This window comes from Pseudomonas sp. fls2-241-TYG-175, assembly GCF_030209155.1.
GTDB classification, from domain to species: Bacteria; Pseudomonadota; Gammaproteobacteria; order Pseudomonadales; family Pseudomonadaceae; genus Aquipseudomonas; species Aquipseudomonas viridiflava.
On record NZ_JARVSO010000004.1, the window covers coordinates 49,460 to 69,132 of the forward strand.

15 protein-coding genes, 2 tRNA genes and 1 pseudogene are annotated in these 19,673 nt (G+C 58.1%); 10 read left to right on the plus strand and 8 right to left on the minus strand.

What is annotated here, in order from left to right; genetic code table 11:
* Window positions 1–35 precede the first annotated feature (35 nt).
* The 5 genes from QRN20_RS03880 to QRN20_RS03900 all read left to right on the plus strand — a co-directional run bounded on the left by QRN20_RS03880 (window position 36) and on the right by QRN20_RS03900 (window position 5,479).
* On the plus strand, window positions 36–842 hold the full coding sequence (locus QRN20_RS03880; RefSeq protein ID WP_080665186.1) for an energy transducer TonB: 807 nt from the start codon (window positions 36–38) through the stop codon (window positions 840–842).
* An 8-nt stretch (window positions 843–850) separates the two neighbouring features.
* A complete protein-coding gene (locus tag QRN20_RS03885) occupies window positions 851–1,552 on the plus strand; it encodes a MotA/TolQ/ExbB proton channel family protein (RefSeq protein ID WP_217670462.1) in 702 nt (233 codons plus the stop codon).
* A 1-nt stretch (window position 1,553) separates the two neighbouring features.
* Window positions 1,554–1,958 (plus strand): ExbD/TolR family protein, encoded by a 405-nt coding sequence (locus QRN20_RS03890; RefSeq protein WP_004879328.1) that lies wholly within the window; start codon window positions 1,554–1,556, stop codon window positions 1,956–1,958.
* A gap of 58 nt (window positions 1,959–2,016) precedes the next feature.
* Window positions 2,017–4,296, plus strand: a complete 2,280-nt coding sequence (locus QRN20_RS03895) for a TonB-dependent receptor family protein (RefSeq protein ID WP_029241959.1) — start codon at window positions 2,017–2,019, stop codon at window positions 4,294–4,296.
* A 118-nt stretch (window positions 4,297–4,414) separates the two neighbouring features.
* Complete coding sequence (locus QRN20_RS03900) at window positions 4,415–5,479, plus strand: LacI family DNA-binding transcriptional regulator (RefSeq protein WP_029241960.1); 1,065 nt, start codon at window positions 4,415–4,417, stop codon at window positions 5,477–5,479.
* A gap of 301 nt (window positions 5,480–5,780) precedes the next feature.
* On the opposite strand, the gene QRN20_RS03905 is transcribed toward QRN20_RS03900, so the two are convergent.
* Together QRN20_RS03905 and QRN20_RS03910 are read right to left on the minus strand one after the other, a co-directional pair.
* Window positions 5,781–5,857: transfer RNA gene (locus tag QRN20_RS03905), tRNA-Asp, on the minus strand.
* Window positions 5,858–5,878: 21 nt separating this feature from the next.
* Window positions 5,879–5,954, minus strand: a tRNA-Val gene (locus QRN20_RS03910).
* A 171-nt stretch (window positions 5,955–6,125) separates the two neighbouring features.
* On the opposite strand from QRN20_RS03910, the gene rdgC reads away from it, so the two are divergent.
* Both rdgC and QRN20_RS03920 read left to right on the plus strand, forming a co-directional pair.
* A complete protein-coding gene (gene rdgC / locus QRN20_RS03915; protein WP_004879325.1) occupies window positions 6,126–7,046 on the plus strand; it encodes a recombination-associated protein RdgC in 921 nt (306 codons plus the stop codon).
* Window positions 7,047–7,130: 84 nt separating this feature from the next.
* Window positions 7,131–8,105 (plus strand): bile acid:sodium symporter family protein, encoded by a 975-nt coding sequence (locus QRN20_RS03920; RefSeq protein ID WP_285360010.1) that lies wholly within the window; start codon window positions 7,131–7,133, stop codon window positions 8,103–8,105.
* 317 nt (window positions 8,106–8,422) lie between these two features.
* Here the strand turns inward: QRN20_RS03920 and QRN20_RS03925 are convergent, their stop codons facing one another.
* Window positions 8,423–10,297 (minus strand): MFS transporter, encoded by a 1,875-nt coding sequence (locus QRN20_RS03925; protein WP_285360011.1) that lies wholly within the window; start codon window positions 10,295–10,297, stop codon window positions 8,423–8,425.
* Window positions 10,298–10,519: 222 nt separating this feature from the next.
* On the opposite strand from QRN20_RS03925, the gene QRN20_RS03930 reads away from it, so the two are divergent.
* The gene (locus tag QRN20_RS03930; protein ID WP_285360012.1) at window positions 10,520–13,993 is read left to right on the plus strand and encodes a hybrid sensor histidine kinase/response regulator; all 3,474 of its coding nucleotides are present in this window, start codon (window positions 10,520–10,522) and stop codon (window positions 13,991–13,993) included.
* A gap of 379 nt (window positions 13,994–14,372) precedes the next feature.
* Here QRN20_RS03930 and QRN20_RS03935 read toward each other — a convergent pair.
* From QRN20_RS03935 to cysK, 3 genes and pseudogenes are all read right to left on the minus strand, one after another.
* Window positions 14,373–14,534: pseudogene (locus QRN20_RS03935) on the minus strand (isocitrate dehydrogenase kinase/phosphatase AceK regulatory subunit); the annotation flags it as partial.
* 77 nt (window positions 14,535–14,611) lie between these two features.
* Window positions 14,612–15,550, minus strand: coding sequence for an aspartyl/asparaginyl beta-hydroxylase domain-containing protein (locus tag QRN20_RS03940; protein WP_088235764.1), 939 nt, complete (start codon window positions 15,548–15,550; stop codon window positions 14,612–14,614).
* Between the two features lie 166 nt (window positions 15,551–15,716).
* Window positions 15,717–16,691 carry a cysteine synthase A gene (gene cysK / locus QRN20_RS03945; protein WP_029241642.1) on the minus strand — a complete coding sequence of 325 codons (975 nt, stop codon included), beginning with the start codon at window positions 16,689–16,691 and terminating at the stop codon, window positions 15,717–15,719.
* Between the two features lie 126 nt (window positions 16,692–16,817).
* Here cysK and QRN20_RS03950 point away from each other — a divergent pair, with 126 nt between their 5' ends.
* Window positions 16,818–17,888: an AsmA family protein gene (locus QRN20_RS03950; protein ID WP_025994940.1), complete on the plus strand. Its 1,071-nt coding sequence runs from the start codon at window positions 16,818–16,820 to the stop codon at window positions 17,886–17,888.
* Here QRN20_RS03950 and QRN20_RS03955 read toward each other — a convergent pair.
* Together QRN20_RS03955 and QRN20_RS03960 are read right to left on the minus strand one after the other, a co-directional pair.
* On the minus strand, window positions 17,885–18,370 hold the full coding sequence (locus QRN20_RS03955; protein WP_162864838.1) for a DUF2442 domain-containing protein: 486 nt from the start codon (window positions 18,368–18,370) through the stop codon (window positions 17,885–17,887). The two genes, QRN20_RS03950 and QRN20_RS03955, sit on opposite strands and share 4 nt — an antisense overlap.
* Entirely contained in the window at window positions 18,367–18,597 is a 231-nt protein-coding gene (locus QRN20_RS03960) for a DUF4160 domain-containing protein (protein ID WP_080665171.1), read from the minus strand. Before QRN20_RS03960 ends, QRN20_RS03955 begins: the two co-directional genes overlap by 4 nt.
* Before the next feature lie 200 nt (window positions 18,598–18,797).
* On the opposite strand from QRN20_RS03960, the gene QRN20_RS03965 reads away from it, so the two are divergent.
* Window positions 18,798–19,643, plus strand: coding sequence for an AAA family ATPase (locus QRN20_RS03965; RefSeq protein WP_004879284.1), 846 nt, complete (start codon window positions 18,798–18,800; stop codon window positions 19,641–19,643).
* Window positions 19,644–19,673: the final 30 nt, after the last annotated feature.

Sequence of the window (19,673 nt, forward strand, 5' to 3'; positions counted from 1 at the left end):
ACGCGCACACCCACGTCTCTACAGCGAGCATGCATATGCCATCGTTCAGTCCATGCCGGCGCCCCAGCCCGGATTATTATCAAGCGCCCATTGTGGCCAAGGCAGCGTTCGTCCTGGCGAATAACGAACCGACAAAACTATCAACGACGGTCGTGACGCACTACCACCGCAGGGAGATTTTGCTGTGTCTGCTGTTGGCGATGGCAGGCCACGGTTTAGTGGGATGGTTTTTGTTCCAAAGTCCTGCCGACAGTGAAGTCATCCCGGCACCGCTACCCGTGGTCATGCAATTAGTAGCGCCACCCATAGCGCCACCCATAAACGCATCAGCGCCAACTGAACCGGCGGCGGCCCCCCCGCCTCCCGAAGCGACACCGGCGGTCTCGACTCCGGCACCGCAACCCGCAAAACCGACGCCGAAGCCTGCCGCGAAAAAGCCCGCTGCAGCCAATAAAGCACCGCCACAAAGCCAGCACACAGAGCAGCCCGGCAAAGAGGTGGCGGCTCCGCAACAGACAGCCATCGCCAAGCCTCCCGCCCCCGCGCCGGAGCAGGCGCTGGTGGGGCCTTACGGACGCGCGGGTTACCTGAATAACCCACCACCGACTTATCCCCCCATTGCAGCTCGATTGCACCAGCAAGGTGTTGTGGTGCTGCGAGTTCATGTACGGGCCGACGGTCATCCTGAGCAAGTCCAGGTGTTCACATCGAGCGGATTCGACAGCCTGGATCAGGCGGCAATCAAGGCCGTCAATCAATGGACATTCATGCCCGCCAAGCGCGGAGAAGTCGCCACGGATGGCTGGGTCAACGTTCCTCTCGCCTTCAAACTTTCAAACTGAGGTTCCTTATGAATAACGCCTACGCCACCCTCATTACCCAGACATCCCTCGGGATCCTGCTGTTCTTCTCCGTGATCACCTGGCTATTGCTGATGCTCAAGGGCCTGAACCAATGGAAGCAAAGTCGAAAGAGCCGCGACTATATACGAGCGTTCAAAGCCGCCGGCAGCCTTGAAAACGCACTGAACCTAGAGCAGAACGGTAGTGCCGCCGCACGCTTGGGAACCACTGGCGCACAGGTGCTGACGACTCGACAAGGCATGAGCGAACTGGGTCACCCCTGGAATCGCCAGGACTTGCTGGAGCGTAATCTGCACCAATTGATTGTCGATGAACGACGAGAGATGGAAAGCGGCCTCGGCTGGCTGGCAAGCATTGGCAGCACCGCACCTTTTATCGGCTTGTTTGGTACGGTCTTCGGCATCATTCATGCGCTGAGCGCTATCAGCACGGCCAAGTCCGCGAGTATAGCGGTCGTCGCAGGGCCTATTGGCGAAGCCTTGATTGCCACCGGGGTCGGTATCGCCGTCGCGGTACCCGCAGTACTTGCGTACAACTTCTTCATGCGTCGCGTGAAACTGCTGGTTGCTGATCTGGATAAATTTGCGGTCGAGTTTCTCAATCTCTCACAGGTGCATGCATTTCAACTGCAGCGGCCAACCTCAATAAACCGCAGCACAGAAAACAGCGCATTAAGCGGGGTTATATAAAATGGCGTTTTCAAACAATCAAACTGACGATGTCATCAGTGATATCAATATCACTCCGCTGGTCGACGTCATGCTGGTCTTGCTGGTGACCTTTATCGTCACTGCCCCCCTGCTGACCAACGCTATTGCCTTGAACCTGCCAGAGACTGTCGCTACCGGGGAGGCGACGCAACAACATGCGGTCGCCGTTAGCGTGGATGCGACGGGCCAGGTATTTCTGGACGCAAACATTACGTCGATGGATCAGCTACCGGCGACATTGCTAAACCTGCATCAACAGGAGCCTGACATCGCGATCACCTTGCGCGCGGACCGCAGCGCTGAATATGGAAAGGTTGCCCAGGTATTAGCGGACGTTCGCAATGCCGGTATTACCCAGTTGTCGGTGATAACAGAAACACCCTGACGCCAACCCCAAGCCAGCACTTCGTCGCTGTCCAGCGACCTGAAAGGACACGAGTAACATGAATGTTAAACCGATGCTGAATTGGCAACGGCTACCCGCCGCTTGCCTGAAAATCGCCCTGATCCTGCCTATATTTCAAGTTAGCCATGTGAAAGCCGACGCCGTTGATACTGCGCAAGAGCCCGGCGCAACGGCCACTACCCTGGGCACCGTGTCGGTCATCGGCCAGGGCGAAACCCGTCAGGTTCATCGCGTCACTGAACAAGACACCAAAGCCTACGCGGCGGGCAGCAACCCAATGAAAGTGCTGCAACGCCTGCCGGGCGTCAACTTCCAATCCAGCGACCCACTGGGTCGAGAGTTGGGAAGTCAACGTATCAGTCTGCGCGGTTTCGACATGCATCACCTGGGCTACACACTAGATGGCGTGACCTTGGGTGATATGAGCTTTGGCAACTTCAACGGTCTGACGATCAACCGCGCAATCATTCCGGAAAACATCGCAAGTACCGAAGTTGCCGAAGGCACAGGGGCGTTAGGCACGGCCTCCAACAGCGATCTGGGCGGGACCCTGCAATTCACCAGTGCCAACCCTGATCAAACGCCGGGCCTGCGCTTGTCGCAAACCTTGGGCAGCTACGACACCACGCGTACTTTTCTGCGCGCCGATACGGGCCAGTACAAAGGCCTGGCCGCTTACGTTGCCGCCGAGAACTATGACGCCAACGCCTGGAAAGGTGACAGCCCACAACGCTCCAACGCACTGAACGCCAAATTCACCTACGACGTTGACGGTCACCATTTGAGTTTTTATCACAGCCGATCGGAATATAAAGAGTCCACGATTCCGTCGCTGTCAAAAAGTCAGATCGACAGACTCGGCTACAACTGGACCAACTACGCCCCCGATTGGCAGCGTGCGGTCAACGCGGCCAATGGCAAATTCAGCGGTGGCGTCACCAGTGTGAGCGATGCCTTGTACAACTCAAGCAACTTGCGAAATGACGAACTCGATATCCTCAGTGGCACGTTTACATTAAGCGACGCCCTGATACTGGATACGACCGTGTACCACCATCACGATTCGGGTGCCGGTAACTCCTACTACCCGTTTGTCTATACCAGCGGGTCGACCACGGTTCCCAGCAACTCAATCCGAAGCACTTTTTATGGCATCGACCGGACCGGCTTTCAAAGCGCCTTGTCTTACTACGTCGGAGAACACGTAGTACAAGCCGGAGTCTGGGTACAATCCAACAAGAACTCAGCCGACCGTTACTTGTTCGATACGACGGGCGCAGCCCCGCAGAGCGGTATTGTGGAAGTCACGGGCCTGCCCCTCGCAGCAACGATCCAGTCCCAAGACTATAACGACCTGACCCGTCAATTCTATATTCGTGACACCTGGACGCTACTGGACGACCGCCTCAAACTTGAATACGGCGCCAAACACGTTGTGACCCATTCAACGGTCAAAGGCTCGGGCACTTCGGCCAGCGGTTCGCTCCAGGCCAAGGACAATTTTCTTCCGCAGATCGGTGCCACCTACAAGCTTAATGATCAAGATGAAATATTCGCCTCCTATGCGCAAAACATGGCGGCCTTCCCCAGCGGTACATCCAGCCCGCTGTACACCAGCCAGACCACGTTGAATGCACTGAATGGCTTCAAGGACCTGAAACCGGAAACCTCGAAAACCGTCGAGTTGGGTATGCGCCGTAGCACCCCGCTCTACGCCGCTTCCGCCGCACTTTATGGGACCCGCTTCGATAACCGTTTACTGGCCATTGCCAACTGCACAGGTATCGTGATTTGCCAAAACGGCGTCGCCAACGTCGGTGCCGTCAGCAGCCGTGGTGTTGAACTCTCGCTGGCATTGACCCCCGACCCGAACTGGCGCTGGTCTAACACCATGACCTATAACCGTAGCCTTTATGAAGATAACTACAGCAGCAACGGCACGGTGGTCGCAGTCAAGGGCAAAGACGTGATCGACGCACCACGATGGATGCTCTCAAGTAGCCTTGACTGGCAATGGGATCGTTGGAACGCAGGGGTGCAAACCAATTACATGGACAAGCGCTATTACACCTATACCAACGACTCCAGCGTCGACGCCTATTGGGTCACCAACGCCAACATGGGGTATGACTTCGGCAGGTTCGGTGACTTGAAAGACACAACGCTGTCACTCAATCTCGTCAACCTCTTTGATCGTCGCTATATCTCGACGATCAATACCGACTCCAGCGCCGCCACCGACCCGGCCGGCAATCTACAGATTTTAAAAGTGGGCTCGCCGCGCAGTGCCTTCGTCACGTTGAGTACCCGCCTGTAACGCTGCTCCTGAGTACAGGTTGCACACAAGGCGTGCTTCGGTAGAATTGCGCCTTGCGTCAAGCCTGGCCGTTTAAGATCAGAGCCTCTGCCAAGACGGCGTCTACCAGGGAACAGCAATGCAAAGCAAAGTAAAAAGGATCACCATAAAGGACGTGGCGCAAGCAGCCGGGGTGAGCTTCCAGACCGTATCGCTGGTTATAAACCATCCTGAAAAAGTCGCCAAGAGAACCCTGGCAAAGGTTCAGGACGTGATCCGCGAATTGAATTTCGTACCCAGCGTGGCTGCTCGTTCCCTGAGAAATATTCCAATAAAAACGGTCGCATGTATATTTTTCGGCGAGCGCGCCGCCTATGACAATCGTTCGCCACAGATTCAGGACACCTACTGGAACAGCGTGATTCAGTCGCTTGGCCTGGCTGCGGACGAGGTGGGTTATTCGCTTCTGCAACGTAAACCCTCAGCACATCAAGCACCGGCAGTCGAAGAAATACTCGAGCTTTACCGTTCAGGCAGCATCGTCGGCATCGTTGCGGTGGTTGAGCAGCCCGATCATCCCGTTCTGATAGAACTCAGCCGCAACAATGTACCGATTGTTCTTTTTGGCACCATAGACCCGAACTTTATGTATGTTGCGCAGGCCAACAGGCTCGCCACTGCGCAACTCGTTGACCACCTTCACAGTGTTGGGTGTCGCAAGATCGCTTTCATCGCGGGTGAAAGAGAGGGTCACACCAATCAAGATATCGACGAACGCTATCTGGGTTATCAGGAGGGGGTGAGCAAACATAACCTGTTGGTAAACGAACACTGGAACATCGCCGGTGACTGGTCCATGGCCAGTGGACTTCGCGTAGCGCAACAGTTATGCGCGGGCATCACCCGTCCGGATGCAATGATTTTTGCCAGCGATCGTATGGCACTGGGGGCCCTCAAAGGCTTGTACGATTTAGGCCTGCGAGTCCCCCACGATATCTGCGTGGTCGGATTCGACAATATGCAATATGACGACTTCAGCATCCCCACCCTCACCAGCGTCGACTCGCCACTGTTTGAGATGGCCACGACAGCGATAGAACTTCTGCTTAAAACGCTTACCGGACTTTCCGTCAACGACTCCGCGCAGATGATTTTCCCGGCAAAAATCATCATCAGGGACAGCACACGACGTTTGATCGGCTGATTTTTAATAAAGACCAGCGTTTTGGAGCAGGTACCCGCATGCCGTTGCGCTCAGTTTTTCCTGAGCGTCACCACGAAAGCTGGCGATTAAAAATCGTTTCAAATATGTTGTTGGCGGTCCGTTAGACCTGCTGGTGAGCTTGGCTTGCTCAATCAAGAAATCATCTAAGATGATTGCGCCAGCGGTGTACTTGAAGGGGTACTTAAAAAACCGTGGACAGTGGAAAGACAGAAAGCAAAAAGCCCGCACTAGGCGGGCTTTCTGTTTGCTTCAAGGAGTTCAAGGGCCTTGAAGCGGAATATGGCGCAGCGGACGGGACTCGAACCCGCGACCCCCGGCGTGACAGGCCGGTATTCTAACCGACTGAACTACCGCTGCGCGTAACACTAAGAGAGAGTTTGGTGGGTGATGACGGGATCGAACCGCCGACCCGCTGCTTGTAAGGCAGCTGCTCTCCCAGCTGAGCTAATCACCCTTCACTCTCGGTGTGGCGCGCATTCTACGGAGCGACCCTAGGTCTGGCAAGTAATTTTTTAAATAATTTTTATAATCCTTCCAAAGGCTTACAAAGGCTCCGTGCAGGCTTGGCCCCGGAGGCAGAGCAGCGAATAATGCCCCCCTTTGTATGGAAGGAGAGATTCACCTCATGTGGTTCAAAAACCTGCTTGTCTATCGCCTGACCCAGGATCTGCCTTTTGACGCCGAGGCGCTGGAGACTGCACTGGCGACCAAACCGGCTCGCGCCTGTGCCAGCCAGGAGTTGACCACTTACGGTTTCGTCGCGCCATTCGGCAAGGGCGAAGAGGCTCCATTGGTACACGTCAGCCAGGACTTCCTGCTGATCGCTGCACGCAAGGAAGAACGCATTCTGCCGGGCAGCGTCGTACGTGACGCGCTCAAGGAAAAGGTCGAAGAGATCGAAGCCGAGCAGATGCGCAAGGTCTACAAGAAGGAACGTGATCAGCTCAAGGATGAAATCATCCAGGCTTTCCTGCCGCGCGCCTTTATTCGTCGCTCGGCTACCTTCGCCGCCATCGCGCCCAAGCAAGGCCTGATTCTGGTCAATGCTTCCAGCCCGAAACGCGCCGAAGACCTGCTGTCGACATTGCGCGAAGTCATCGGCTCGCTGCCGGTTCGCCCATTGACCGTCAAGGTATCGCCAAGCGCGACCATGACCGACTGGGTCAAAACCCAGAAAGCGGCCGACAACTTCTTCGTGCTGGACGAGTGCGAACTGCGCGACACCCACGAAGACGGCGGCATCGTGCGCTGCAAGCGTCAGGACCTGACTGGCGACGAAATCCAGCTGCACCTGAGCACTGGCAAGGTCGTCACTCAACTGTCGCTGGCCTGGCAGGACAAACTGTCGTTCGTGCTGGACGACAAAATGGTCGTCAAGCGTCTGAAGTTCGAAGATCTGTTGCAGGATCAGGCTGAACAGGACGGCGGCGACGAGGCACTGGGACAACTGGATGCCAGCTTCACCCTGATGATGCTGACCTTTGGCGAGTTCCTGCCAGAGCTGTTCGAAGCGCTGGGCGGCGAAGAAATACCTCAGGGTATCTGACACCTCCCGCGAATGAACCGAAGCACGGCGCCGTCTTGATAGACGGCGCATTCATTTGGCACTCATAAAAAGAAGGAGCAGACCATGCGCGCCCTCGCCGCCTTGAGTCGTTTTGTCGGTAACACCTTTGCGTACTGGGTGCTGCTGTTCGCCATTCTGGCGTTTGTGTTTCCTCAGGTATTCATCGGCCTCAAGGGCTGGATCGTCCCGTTATTGGGTCTGGTGATGTTCGGCATGGGTCTGACCCTGAAGCTCGAAGATTTCTCCGAAGTCGCCCGCAACCCTTGGCGCGTGGCGCTGGGTGTGGTCGCGCACTTTGTCATCATGCCCGGCGTGGCATGGCTGTTGTGCAAAGTGTTCCAGCTGCCGCCCGAAATCGCAGTCGGTGTGATTCTGGTGGGTTGCTGCCCGAGTGGCACATCGTCCAACGTCATGGCGTGGCTGGCCAGGGGTGACCTGGCGCTGGCGGTAGCCATTGCCGCTGTCACCACCCTGCTCGCCCCGCTGCTGACCCCAACGCTGATCTGGTTCCTGGCGTCTGCCTGGTTGCCGGTGTCCTTCATGGATATGTTCTGGTCGATCCTGCAACTGGTGATGCTGCCGATCGTGCTGGGTGTTCTGGCGCAGCGCCTGCTGGGCGCGCGGGTCAGCTACGCGGTGGACGTGCTGCCGCTGGTGTCGGTGGTGAGCATCGTGATGATCGTCTGCGCGGTGGTCGCCGCCAGTCAGGCGAAGATCGCCGAGTCAGGCCTGCTGATCATGGCTGTGGTGATTCTGCACAATACGTTCGGCTTTCTGCTGGGCTACTTCACCGGCAAGGTGTTCAAGCTGCCGTTGCCACAGCGCAAGTCGCTGGCGCTGGAAGTCGGCATGCAGAACTCAGGGCTCGGCGCCGCACTGGCCAGCGCCCACTTCTCGCCACTGGCGGCAGTGCCGAGCGCGCTGTTCAGCGTCTGGCACAACATTTCCGGTGCGTTGCTCTCGACGTATTTCAGGAAGATGCCGGAGGAAGAAAGCGAGGTGGTAGCGCGCAAAACGGGACCAAACGAAAGTGTCTGACTGAACACATACCTCTGTGGGAGGCGGCTTGCCGGCGATGCAGTCGACGCGGTGTATCAGGAAAATCGCGTCATCGTTCATCGCCGGCAAGCCGCCTCTTATCAAACAACCTGTAACCCACTGAAGGAACGCGATTTTGTGGGAGCGGACCGGGCGGCGTTCCGTTTGTCCGCGAATACTGTATTTCGGGCGATGAATATTCGTCGGATGTGCTGGCCTTTTCGCGGACAAGTCCGCTCCCACTGAGTTTGCTGCGCGACAGCGCTACGTCGAAGACGTGGTGGTGCCTCCCACAGTCCGTTAACGGACTGCAAACCCTACCGCTCCGCTCCTCTCAACGCCTTCACCTGCTCCCGCACATCCACCGGCGCGGCGGCATCTGCAGCGATAGGCGCACCGGCCACGAGCACGACGCGTGACCACAGACGGCGAAACACTCCCTTCTCCGGGTCGCGACTGAAGAAGCTGCCCCACAGTCCCTGAAGTGCCATCGGGATCACCGGCACCGACGTTTCCTGAAGAATGCGCGTCATGCCGCTCTTGAAGCCGCTGATTTCACCATCCGTGGTCAGCTTGCCTTCCGGGAAGATGCACACCAGTTCGCCTTCAGCCAGATACTGCGCAATGCGCTTGAAGGACTGCTCGTAGATTTCCATGTCTTCGTTACGACCGGCAATCGGAATGGTACCGGCCGTGCGGAAGATGAAGTTGAGCACCGGCAATTGATAGATTTTGTAGTACATGACGAAACGGATCGGCCGTCTGACCGACCCCGCGATCAACAGCGCATCGACAAATGAAACGTGGTTGCAGACCAGCAGCGCCGCGCCTTCATCGGGAATCAGGTTCAGGTTGCGGTGCTCGACCCGATACATCGAATGACCCAGCAGCCAGATCAGGAAGCGCATGGTGAACTCAGGCACGATCCTGAAGATGTAGACGTTGACCGCCACGTTCAGCAACGACACCACCAGAAACAGGTGTGGAATCGTCAGCTTGGCGAAGCTGAGCAACAGGATGGAGACAATCGCCGACACCACCATGAACAACGCGTTGAGAATATTGTTGGCCGCAATGACCCGTGAACGCTCTTTTTCCGGGGTGCGCGACTGAATCAGGGCATACAGCGGCACGATATAGAAACCGCCAAAAACGCCGATACCGAGGATGTCGAACAACACCCACCAGCCTTGCCCGTCACTCAGGATAGCCAGCCAGTCGTTAGCCTGTACGCTTTGCGGAAAGCCGCCCGAATGCCACCACAGCAGCAGACCGAAAATCGTGATCCCCATGGAGCCGAACGGCACCAGACCAATCTCGACCTTGTGCCCGGAAAGGCGCTCGCAGAGCAACGAACCCAGTGCGATGCCAACCGAGAAAACCGTCAGGATCAGCGTCACCACGGTTTCATCGCCGTACATCCATTCCTGGGCGTACGCCGGGATTTGCGTCAGGTAGATCGCCCCGACGAACCAAAACCATGAGTTGCCGACAATCGAGCGCGACACCGCAGGCGTCTGCCCCAATCCCATGCGCAACGTGGCCCAGGACTGGGTGAAGATATTCCAGTTGAGCTTCATTTCAGGCGAGGCAGCCGCCGCCTTCGGGATACCGAAACTGGCCAGAAAGCCCAGGCAGGCGATCAGCACGATGGCCGCCGAGACGATCCATGCGTAGTGCGTGGCAGACATCATCACCCCGGCACTGATCGTGCCTGCGAGAATCGCCAGGAAGGTGCCCATCTCCACCAGCGCGTTGCCGCCGACCAGCTCGGTCTCACGCAGGTGCTGCGGCAGAATCGAATACTTCACCGGGCCGAACAGCGCGGAATGCGTGCCCATCGCGAACAACGCCGCCAGCATCATCCACAGGTGATTGAACAGAAAGCCTGCGGCTCCCACCGCCATGATCACGATTTCACCGAACTTGATGATCCTGATCAGCGCGTCCTTCGGGTATTTTTCGCCGAATTGCCCGGCCAGCGCCGAGAACAGAAAGAACGGCAGAATGAACAGCAAGGCGCACAGATTGACGTAGATCGAACGATCACCGTCGATGGCCAGTTTGTAGAGAATGGCAAGGATCAATGACTGCTTGAACACATTGTCATTGAACGCCCCGAGGGACTGCGTAACGAAAAACGGCAGGAAGCGCCGTTTCCCTAGAAGGCTGAATTGTGACTGCTGGCTCATCGTCCGTGGTCCTGAGAGGCTTGGGCACACTGGCGTCGCCGCCAATCCGAGGCACATTGAAGACGCAACGCCTGAGAATGTCGATAGGATATTTCCTGCTTTGAAGCGCGCCGAGGCGATTGCCTCGGCTGCGACACCCCGCCACGCTCGACCTTGGTCGAGAAAGACGAAGTGCAGCCGTCGTGCGAGACTGCGTGCTGTCGATACATTCTGGAATCCGATATGTCGCTGTCCAGCGGGCTGATCGCCGCCGTTGCCCTGTCCTATATGGCAATCATGTTTGCCATTGCCTTCTATGGCGACCGCTACAGCGCATCGCTGCGCCCGACCATGCGTGCCTGGGTCTACAGCCTGTCGCTGGCGGTCTATTGCACCAGCTGGACGTTCTTTGGCGCCGTGGGTCAGGCAGCCGAACAGTTGTGGTCGTTCCTGCCGATTTACCTGGGTCCGATCGTGCTGATGGTGCTGGCGCCGTGGGTGCTGCAAAAGATGGTGCTGATCAGCAAACAGGAAAACATCACGTCGATTGCCGACTTCATTGCGGCGCGCTACGGCAAGTCCCAGTCGCTGGCAGTCATGGTCGCGCTGATCTGCCTGATCGGCATGCTGCCGTACATTGCGCTGCAGCTGAAAGGCATTGTGCTGGGGGTGAATATTCTGATCGGAGCCGTGGCCGACTCCACCGGCACCCGCGCACAGGACACGGCTCTGGTGGTTTCTCTGATTCTGGCGCTGTTCACCATCGTGTTCGGTGCACGCAATCTGGACGTGACCGAACACCATCGCGGCATGGTGCTGGCGATTGCCTTCGAGGCGCTGGTGAAACTGTTCGCGTTCATGGCCGTCGGAGTGTTCGTGACCTTCGGGCTGTACGACGGCTTCGATGACTTGTTCAACCAGGCCAAGCTGGCGCCGCGCCTTGAAGAATACTGGCAGGACACGATCAACTGGCCGTCGATGTTCGTGCAGACCGGCGTCGCGATGATGGCGATTGTCTGCCTGCCCCGGCAGTTTCACGTCACGGTGGTGGAGAACATCGAGCCGCAGGATCTGAATCTGGCCAAGTGGGTGTTTCCGGCCTATCTGGCGCTGGCCGCGCTGTTCGTGGTGCCTATCGCGCTGGCCGGGCAGATGCTGCTGCCTGACTCGATGCTGCCCGACTCCTTCGTGATCAGCCTGCCGCTGGCCCATGCACATCCTTCGCTGGCACTGCTGGCATTCATCGGCGGCGCGTCGGCTGCAACCGGCATGGTGATCGTGGCTTGCGTCGCCCTCTCGACCATGATTTCCAACGACATGCTGTTGCCATGGCTGCTACGCCGCAAGAATACCGAGCGACCGTTCGAAGCGTTCCGGCACTGGATGCTCTCGGTGCGCCGTATCAGCATCGTGATGATTCTGCTGCTCGCCTACGTCAGTTACCGGATGCTCGGCTCCACCGCCAGCCTGGCGACCATCGGCCAGATCGCCTTTGCGGCCATCACCCAGCTCGCGCCTGCGATGTTCGGCGCGCTGTACTGGAAGCAGGCCAACCGCCGCGGTGTGTTCGCGGGTCTGGCTGCCGGGATTTTCATCTGGTTCTATACGCTGGTCCTGCCGGTCGCTGCCCACGGTATGGGCTGGTCGCTGCACGCTTTTCCACTGCTGGCCTGGCTGCACAGCAACCCGCTGGATTTGCCGATCACGCCAATGACCCAGGGCGTACTGCTGTCGATGGCTGGCAACTGCACGCTGTTCGCCTGGGTGTCGATGCTGTCGCGCACGCGGGTGACCGAACACTGGCAGGCAGGTCGCTTCATCGGTCAGGAAACCCAGGGGCGCGCCTACATGCGGCCATTGCTGGCGGTGCAGATCGAGGACCTGCTCAGCCTGTCAGCACGCTTTGTCGGGGAAGAACGTGCCCGACAGAGCTTCACCCGTTTTGCCTACCGTCAGGGCAAGAGCTTCAACCCCAACCAGAACGCCACGGGCGACTGGATCGCCCACACCGAACGTCTGCTGGCCGGTGTGCTCGGCACCTCGTCGACCCGTGCGGTGGTCAAGGCAGCCATCGAAGGTCGGGACATGCAGCTCGAAGACGTGGTGCGCATCGCCGACGAAGCCTCCGAGGTACTGCAGTTCAACCGTGCTCTGCTGCAAGGCGCCATCGAGAACATTACCCAGGGCATCAGCGTGGTCGATCAGTCGCTGCGACTGGTGGCCTGGAATCATCGCTATCTGGAGCTGTTCAACTACCCGGAAGGCCTGATTGGCGTGGGCCGACCGATTGCCGACATCATCCGCTACAACGCCGAACGCGGGTTGTGCGGGCCGGGTGAGGCCGAAGTGCACGTGGCGCGGCGTCTGCACTGGATGCGTCAGGGTCGGGCGCACACGTCAGAGCGATTGTTCCCCAACGGACAGGTCATCGAGCTGATTGGCAATCCGATGCCCGGTGGCGGTTTTGTCATGAGCTTTACCGACATTACCGCGTTCCGCGCGGCCGAACAGGCGCTCAAGGGCGTCAATGAAAGCCTTGAGCAGCGAGTGACCGAACGTACTCAGGAACTCTCGCAATTGAACCAGGCACTGACCGAAGCAAAAGGCACGGCCGAAGCGGCCAACGAATCGAAGACCCGTTTTCTGGCAGCAGTCAGCCATGACCTGATGCAACCACTGAATGCCGCCCGCCTGTTCTCCGCCGCGCTCTCGCATCAGGAAGACGGCATTTCCAGCGACGCCCAGCAGTTGATCCAGCATCTGGACAGCTCGTTGCGTTCAGCCGAAGACCTGATCAGCGACCTGCTGGATATCTCGCGCATCGAAAACGGCAAGATCGCCCCGGACCGCCAGCCCTTCCCGCTCAACGCGCTGTTCGACACGCTCGGCGCGGAATTCAAGGCACTGGCGCAGGAGCAAGGCCTGAAGTTTCGGGTCAGGGGCAGTGCGTTGCGGGTGGACAGCGATATCAAGCTGCTGCGCCGCGTGCTGCAAAACTTCCTGACCAATGCATTTCGTTATGCCAGCGGGCCGATCCTGCTGGGTGTGAGGCGTCAGGGTGAACACCTGAGCCTGGAGGTATGGGATCGCGGACCGGGAATTCCCGAAGACAAGCGCCAGGTGATTTTCGAGGAGTTCAAGCGTCTGGACAGCCATCAGACTCACGCCGCCAAAGGCCTTGGGTTGGGCCTGGCGATTGCTGATGGCCTGTGTCGCATTCTCGAGCATCCGTTGCAGGTTCGTTCCTGGACCGGGAAAGGTAGCGTGTTCAGCGTGCAGGTGCCGCTCGCGTCGGCACAGACGCCGATGCCTGCAAAGCGGGTCGAGATCAATCGTCCGGCCTTGAATGGCACGCAGGTGCTCTGCGTCGATAACGAAGACAGCATCCTGATCGGCATGAACAGCCTGCTGTCACGCTGGGGCTGTCAGGTATGGACTGCGCGCAATCGTCAGGAATGTGAGGTCTTGCTGAACAACGGCGTCCATCCGCAGATCGCGCTGGTGGACTATCACCTGGACGACGGAGAAACCGGCACCGAGCTGATGGCCTGGCTGAGAACCCGCCTCGGCCAACCGGTGCCGGGCGTGTTGATCAGCGCCGACGGGCGCCCCGAACTGATCGCTCAGGTGCACGCCGCCGGGCTCGATTATCTGCCCAAGCCGGTCAAGCCTGCGGCATTGCGCGCGTTGTTGAGTCGGCATGTGAGCTTGAGTTGAGATCGAAAAGATGAATTGAGCCATGTGTTCGGCTCACTGATTACGGCATCTGTGCCATTTGTGACGCGGAGCGTCACGGGCGGCATGCCCACGCGGAGCGATGGGCACGATCAGTGTAGAGGCGGACTGATCACACCCATCAACTGCCGCTGCGCCGATCTGATCGTTCCCACGCTCTGGAATGCCTCCCAGGACGCTCCGCGTCCGCTCTCGAATGTGGCGCAGGGTCATGTCGGCAAACAGAAACGGTGCAAACTCTACGGGAAACACGTCCAGCGGACCGATGGAATACCAGGGCTCGGAAACCATTTCATCCTCCGGGGCGCGGGTTCCAGAATGCGCCGGAAGTGGACGTCGATCAGTGGGATTTCGTCGTCATCGTAGAGATCCGTCCCACCAGATACGCACCCTTGTTGCGGTAGAACACCGACGAGAACAGCTCGACGGTCAGCGCCGGGTCCTTGCACACCCAGTCCGGCAGGCTGGCATGCAACTGGGCATCGAGGCGCGGCAGATCGTTCGCGAGATCGGCATGGGTCTGAGGCTGCAACATGGAAGGACCTCCACATGAGCATCAATCTGTAACCCGCGCCGACCTCTGACTGGACAGGCGTTTTTTCAACCGAACAGCCAGTACCCCAACAAGGTCAGGACCAGCACCGCCAGCACAGGGCGCAGCACGCGGTAGGCCTTGGGGTTGCTGCGTTTGAACTGCTTGACCTTGCCACTGAAGCCATCGCTGAAACGCTTGCTGAACGCGTACGCCTGATTGATGCCACCAACGCGCTCGTCGTCCAGGTTCTGCGGTGCGGTGGCACGGCCCAGAAAGGCGCTGACGCTGCGGTTCAGGCGGGTCATCAGACGGTTGGTCAGCGGACGCTCAATGTCACAGAAAAGAATCACGCGGGTCTGGGTCGTTTCATTCTTGACCCAGTGCACGTAAGTCTCGTCGAACATGACGTCTTCGCCGTCACGCCACGAGTATTCCTTGCCATCAACGAAGATCCGGCAATCATCGGAGTTGGGCGTGGAAAGGCCCAGGTGATAGCGCAGGGAACCGGCAAACGGGTCGCGGTGTGGATTGAGGTGGCTGTCACCCGGCAACAGGGCAAACATCGCACCCTTGACGTTGGGAATGCTGTTGACCAGCGCAACGGTCTTCGGACACAGCGCTTCGGCCGAAGGCAGCGCCTTGTCGTACCATTTCAGGTAGAAACGCTTCCAGCCTTTCTTGAAGAACGAACCGAAACCGGCATCGTTGTTCTTCTCGGCGGCGCGGATATAGCCTTCGTCGAACAGATGCATCGCTTCATCACGGATGGTTTCCCAGTTGTCCTTGAGCACATCGAGCTCGGGAAACTTGCTGCGATCCAGGTATGGCTTGGACGGCACGCGGGAAAACAGGTACATCAGCGCGTTATAGGGCGCAAACAGCGCCGAATGGTTCACGAACTGACGCAGCAACGGCAACCGGGCCTGCCCGCGCAGATGCACGTACAGCGTGCTGCCCAGGAAAAGCATCAGGATCAATGCCTTGGCAGCAAATGAAAGGGTCATGAAACTCTCCTTGGAGCGGGCAGACAACGCTGAACGTAACGCCAACAGTCGGTCAATGTGAAGGACCAGAAACGCCAGATGACCTGTAACGATCATCTGGCGCTGAAAAGGTGGCCATCATAAACCCTTGAACCGTCCGCATGAAGCACGCACTGCCCAAGATGTGTTACTGCGACAGCTCCTGGTCAGTGAACAGGTCGCTGAACAGCATGCTCGACAGGTAGCGTTCGCCGGAATCCGGCAGGATCACCACGATGGTCTTGCCCTGCATTTCCGGTTTCTCGGCCAGACGCACGGCCGCGGCCATCGCCGCACCACAGGAAATACCGCACAGGATGCCTTCTTCCTGCATCAGGCGACGTGCCATGGCTTTGGACTCGTCATCGGTCACCCGTTCAACCCGGTCGACCAGTGACAGGTCGAGGTTTTTCGGGATGAAACCGGCACCGATGCCCTGAATCTTGTGCGGACTGGGCTTGATCTCCTCACCGGCCATGGCCTGGGTGATGATCGGCGAGCTGTCCGGCTCGACCGCCACCGACAGAATCGGCTTGCGTGCGGTGTGCTTGATGTAGCGCGACACGCCGGTGATCGTACCGCCCGTGCCCACGCCCGCCACCAGCACGTCGATCGCGCCGTCGGTGTCGTTCCAGATTTCAGGGCCGGTGGTCTTCTCGTGAATCGCCGGGTTGGCCGGGTTCTCGAACTGACCGGGCATGAAGTACTGCTCAGGGTTGCCAGCGAGCAGTTCCTCAGCCTTGGCGATGGCACCTTTCATGCCTTTGGCAGGCTCGGTCAGGACCAGTTCGGCACCCAGCGCCTTGAGCACCTTGCGACGCTCTATGCTCATGGAGGCAGGCATGGTCAGCATCAGCTTATAGCCCCGCGCCGCCGCGACGAACGCCAGACCAATACCGGTATTGCCAGAGGTTGGCTCGACGATGGTCATGCCCGGCTTGAGTTTGCCGCTGCTTTCAGCGTCCCAGATCATGTTGGCGCCGATGCGGCATTTTACCGAGTAGCCCGGATTACGCCCTTCGATCTTGGCCAGAATCGTGACACCGCGCGGTGCGATGCGGTTGATCTGCACCAGCGGCGTGTTACCGATGGAATGGGCGTTATCAGCGTAAATACGGCTCATGAAGATGTCCTTGTGCACATCGGTTAAATAAATAAAGCCTATGCCGCCAGCGGTTGGGCGTCCAGTATCACCGAACCGATGCTGCCGAACGCAGTCAACCCTTCACTGCAACCGGAGACTCGTGTCATGAAACGTCGCTACAGTTGGCCGCTATGGACGCTGGCCGCTCTGGTCATTCTGCTGATCGGGATCAACATTGCCCTGCCCTATCTGGTGCGTGACTACCTGAATGACAAACTCGCCGACATGGGTGATTACCGCGGTCAGGTCACTGACGTGGATCTGGCCCTTTGGCGGGGTGCGTATCGGATCAAAGGGCTGAACATCGTCAAAGTCGACGGCAAAGTGCCCGTGCCGTTCGTGAAAGCGCCGATCATCGAGCTGGCGGTCAGCTGGCATTCACTCTGGTACGACCACGCCGTCGTCGCCGAGGTTTTATTTATCGACCCGGAAATCAACTTCGTCGATGGCGGCAACAACAAGCAGGCGTCCCAGACCGGTCAGGGCACAGACTGGCGCACCCAGTTGAACAAGCTCCTGCCTGTAACCCTCAACGAAGTGCGCATTGGCAACGGACGGATTACCTTCAACAACTTCAACTCCACGCCCAAGGTGAAAATCGAGGCCGACCAGGTCAACGCCAGCTTCTATAACCTGACCAACGTGGTAGATGTCGAAGGCAATCGTGACGCCAGCTTCGAAGGCAAGGCGCGCCTGCTGGGGCACGCCAAGCTGGAAAGCACCGCCCGCTTCGACCCGTTCAACAACTTTCAGGATTTCGACTTTCGCCTCAGAGCGACCGGCATTCAGCTGAAAAGGCTCAACGACTTCTCATCGGCCTACGGCAAGTTCGACTTCAATGCGGGCAACGGTGACCTCGTGATTGAGGCTCAGGCCGACAAAGGCCAGTTGAGCGGCTACATCAAACCGCTGCTGCGCAACGTCGACGTGTTCAACTGGCACCAGGACGTCGAAGACAAGGACAAGGGCGTGTTTCGCTCGATCTGGGAAGCGCTGGTCGGTACCAGCGAAACCGTGCTGAAAAACCAGCGCCAGAACCAGTTCGCCACCCGTGTCGACCTGAGCGGCAGCGTCAACCAGCAGGACATCAGCGGCCTTCAGGCGTTCTGGCAGATTCTGCGTAACGCATTCGTACAGGCGTTCAATGCGCGTTATGAGAGCAGCAAGGATTCCTAGTCTTTCTTGTCCGCACGATAAACGCCTGTATTTTCGGCAGCCTTTGAGGGCTGCTGGAGCGCGTCCCATCCAAGGCATGCGAGCGCCAGTGTACGAGGTGTCGCTTCGCGCGCATTGCTGTAACGAGTGATGCTCCGCGTGCTGACACCCAGCGCTTGCGCGGCCTGCGACAAAGGCAAACCGGTACGCGCACGCCAGCCTATGAAAATTCGTGTGTTCTCATCAGTTGCAGCCTGCGCCTGAGCGTCAAGATACAAAGTATCCGCACCTATCTGGATGTCGGGCTCCGGCCACTCGACCGTCCAGCCATCATCGCCCACCTGCGCGCTGGCGAATGCATCGGGATCCTTCAAGAGATGAAGCCCTGGCCAGGCATGCAGGTCCTGACTCATATCGAGTATCAACTGCTGATCATTGATAAATGTCAGGGCAAGACGGTAATCGGGCAAGGCCTGAACATGTTTGAGACGGGGTCGTTTCATGGATGCCATCGTCTCCAGTCCTCCATCAGTGCTTCACGGTGAATACGTATCCATTCGAGCGCTTCCTTCAAAACAGCAGCCGGGGCGTGACCTTTAAGGACTTCTATCCTTTCCAGACCGATCAGTACATCCAGCCCACCTCCAGTCAAATGGACGTGCGGTGGCAAATGATCTTTCTCCCTGAGCTGAATTCTGTATTTATCCCTGAATCTGTGCTTGGTAGACATGCCGCATGGTATCGCCAAATTAGCGATACCTGAAGCCTGCGTTACAATTTTGCGCAGTCAAACCGTGACGCCCCATTCAAGAACTGAATGGGGCGTCTGCGTTCACAGGGGTCCGGTACGCACGTTATAGTCTGGGCATATTCGCCACTATTACAGCGTGCGGGCTCTTCGCCCCGCATGGCCTGCGAGAGGATTCATCGATGAAGTTTGAAGGCACCCCGGCATACGTCGCCACCGACGATCTGAAGCTTGCGGTCAACGCGGCGATTACTCTGGAGCGTCCGCTGCTGGTCAAGGGTGAGCCCGGCACCGGCAAGACCATGCTTGCCGAGCAACTGGCCGAGTCATTCGGTGCCCGGCTGATCACCTGGCACATCAAGTCGACCACCAAGGCCCATCAGGGGCTTTACGAATACGATGCCGTCAGCCGCCTGCGTGACTCGCAACTGGGCGTGGACAAGGTTCACGACGTGCGCAACTACTTGAAGAAGGGCAAGCTCTGGGAAGCCTTCGAGTCCGAAGAGCGCGTGATCCTGCTGATCGACGAAATCGACAAGGCCGACATCGAGTTTCCCAACGATCTGTTGCAGGAACTCGACAAGATGGAGTTCTACGTTTACGAAATCGACGAGACCATCAAGGCGAAGCAGCGCCCGATCATCATCATTACCTCGAACAACGAAAAAGAGCTGCCGGACGCCTTTCTGCGTCGCTGCTTCTTTCATTACATCGCCTTTCCGGACCGCGCAACGCTGCAGCGCATCGTCGATGTCCACTATCCCACTATCAAGAAAGACCTGGTCAGCGAAGCACTGGACGTGTTCTTCGACGTGCGCAAGGTGCCTGGCCTGAAGAAAAAGCCTTCGACCTCTGAACTGGTGGACTGGCTCAAGCTGCTGATGGCCGACAACATCGGCGAAGCGGTGCTGCGCGAGCGCGATCCGACCAAAGCCATTCCGCCGCTGGCCGGCGCCCTGGTCAAGAACGAACAGGACGTACAATTGCTGGAGCGACTGGCGTTCATGAGCCGTCGCGGCAATCGCTGATCCTCTTCATTTACCCTGCTACGAAAAAGG

Bases quoted from the DNA above. Each gene is read 5' to 3' on its own strand.
- QRN20_RS03955 (WP_162864838.1), bottom strand. From the start codon at position 18,370: ATGAAACGACCCCGTCTCAAACATGTTCAGGCCTTGCCCGATTACCGT.
- QRN20_RS03930 (WP_285360012.1), top strand. From the start codon at position 10,520: ATGTCGCTGTCCAGCGGGCTGATCGCCGCCGTTGCCCTGTCCTATATG.
- QRN20_RS03890 (WP_004879328.1), top strand. From the start codon at position 1,554: ATGGCGTTTTCAAACAATCAAACTGACGATGTCATCAGTGATATCAAT.
- QRN20_RS03880 (WP_080665186.1), top strand. From the start codon at position 36: ATGCCATCGTTCAGTCCATGCCGGCGCCCCAGCCCGGATTATTATCAA.
- QRN20_RS03965 (WP_004879284.1), top strand. From the start codon at position 18,798: ATGAAGTTTGAAGGCACCCCGGCATACGTCGCCACCGACGATCTGAAG.
- QRN20_RS03900 (WP_029241960.1), top strand. From the start codon at position 4,415: ATGCAAAGCAAAGTAAAAAGGATCACCATAAAGGACGTGGCGCAAGCA.
- QRN20_RS03950 (WP_025994940.1), top strand. From the start codon at position 16,818: ATGAAACGTCGCTACAGTTGGCCGCTATGGACGCTGGCCGCTCTGGTC.
- QRN20_RS03920 (WP_285360010.1), top strand. From the start codon at position 7,131: ATGCGCGCCCTCGCCGCCTTGAGTCGTTTTGTCGGTAACACCTTTGCG.
- QRN20_RS03960 (WP_080665171.1), bottom strand. From the start codon at position 18,597: ATGTCTACCAAGCACAGATTCAGGGATAAATACAGAATTCAGCTCAGG.
- QRN20_RS03895 (WP_029241959.1), top strand. From the start codon at position 2,017: ATGAATGTTAAACCGATGCTGAATTGGCAACGGCTACCCGCCGCTTGC.
- rdgC (WP_004879325.1), top strand. From the start codon at position 6,126: ATGTGGTTCAAAAACCTGCTTGTCTATCGCCTGACCCAGGATCTGCCT.
- QRN20_RS03940 (WP_088235764.1), bottom strand. From the start codon at position 15,550: ATGACCCTTTCATTTGCTGCCAAGGCATTGATCCTGATGCTTTTCCTG.
- cysK (WP_029241642.1), bottom strand. From the start codon at position 16,691: ATGAGCCGTATTTACGCTGATAACGCCCATTCCATCGGTAACACGCCG.
- QRN20_RS03925 (WP_285360011.1), bottom strand. From the start codon at position 10,297: ATGAGCCAGCAGTCACAATTCAGCCTTCTAGGGAAACGGCGCTTCCTG.
- QRN20_RS03885 (WP_217670462.1), top strand. From the start codon at position 851: ATGAATAACGCCTACGCCACCCTCATTACCCAGACATCCCTCGGGATC.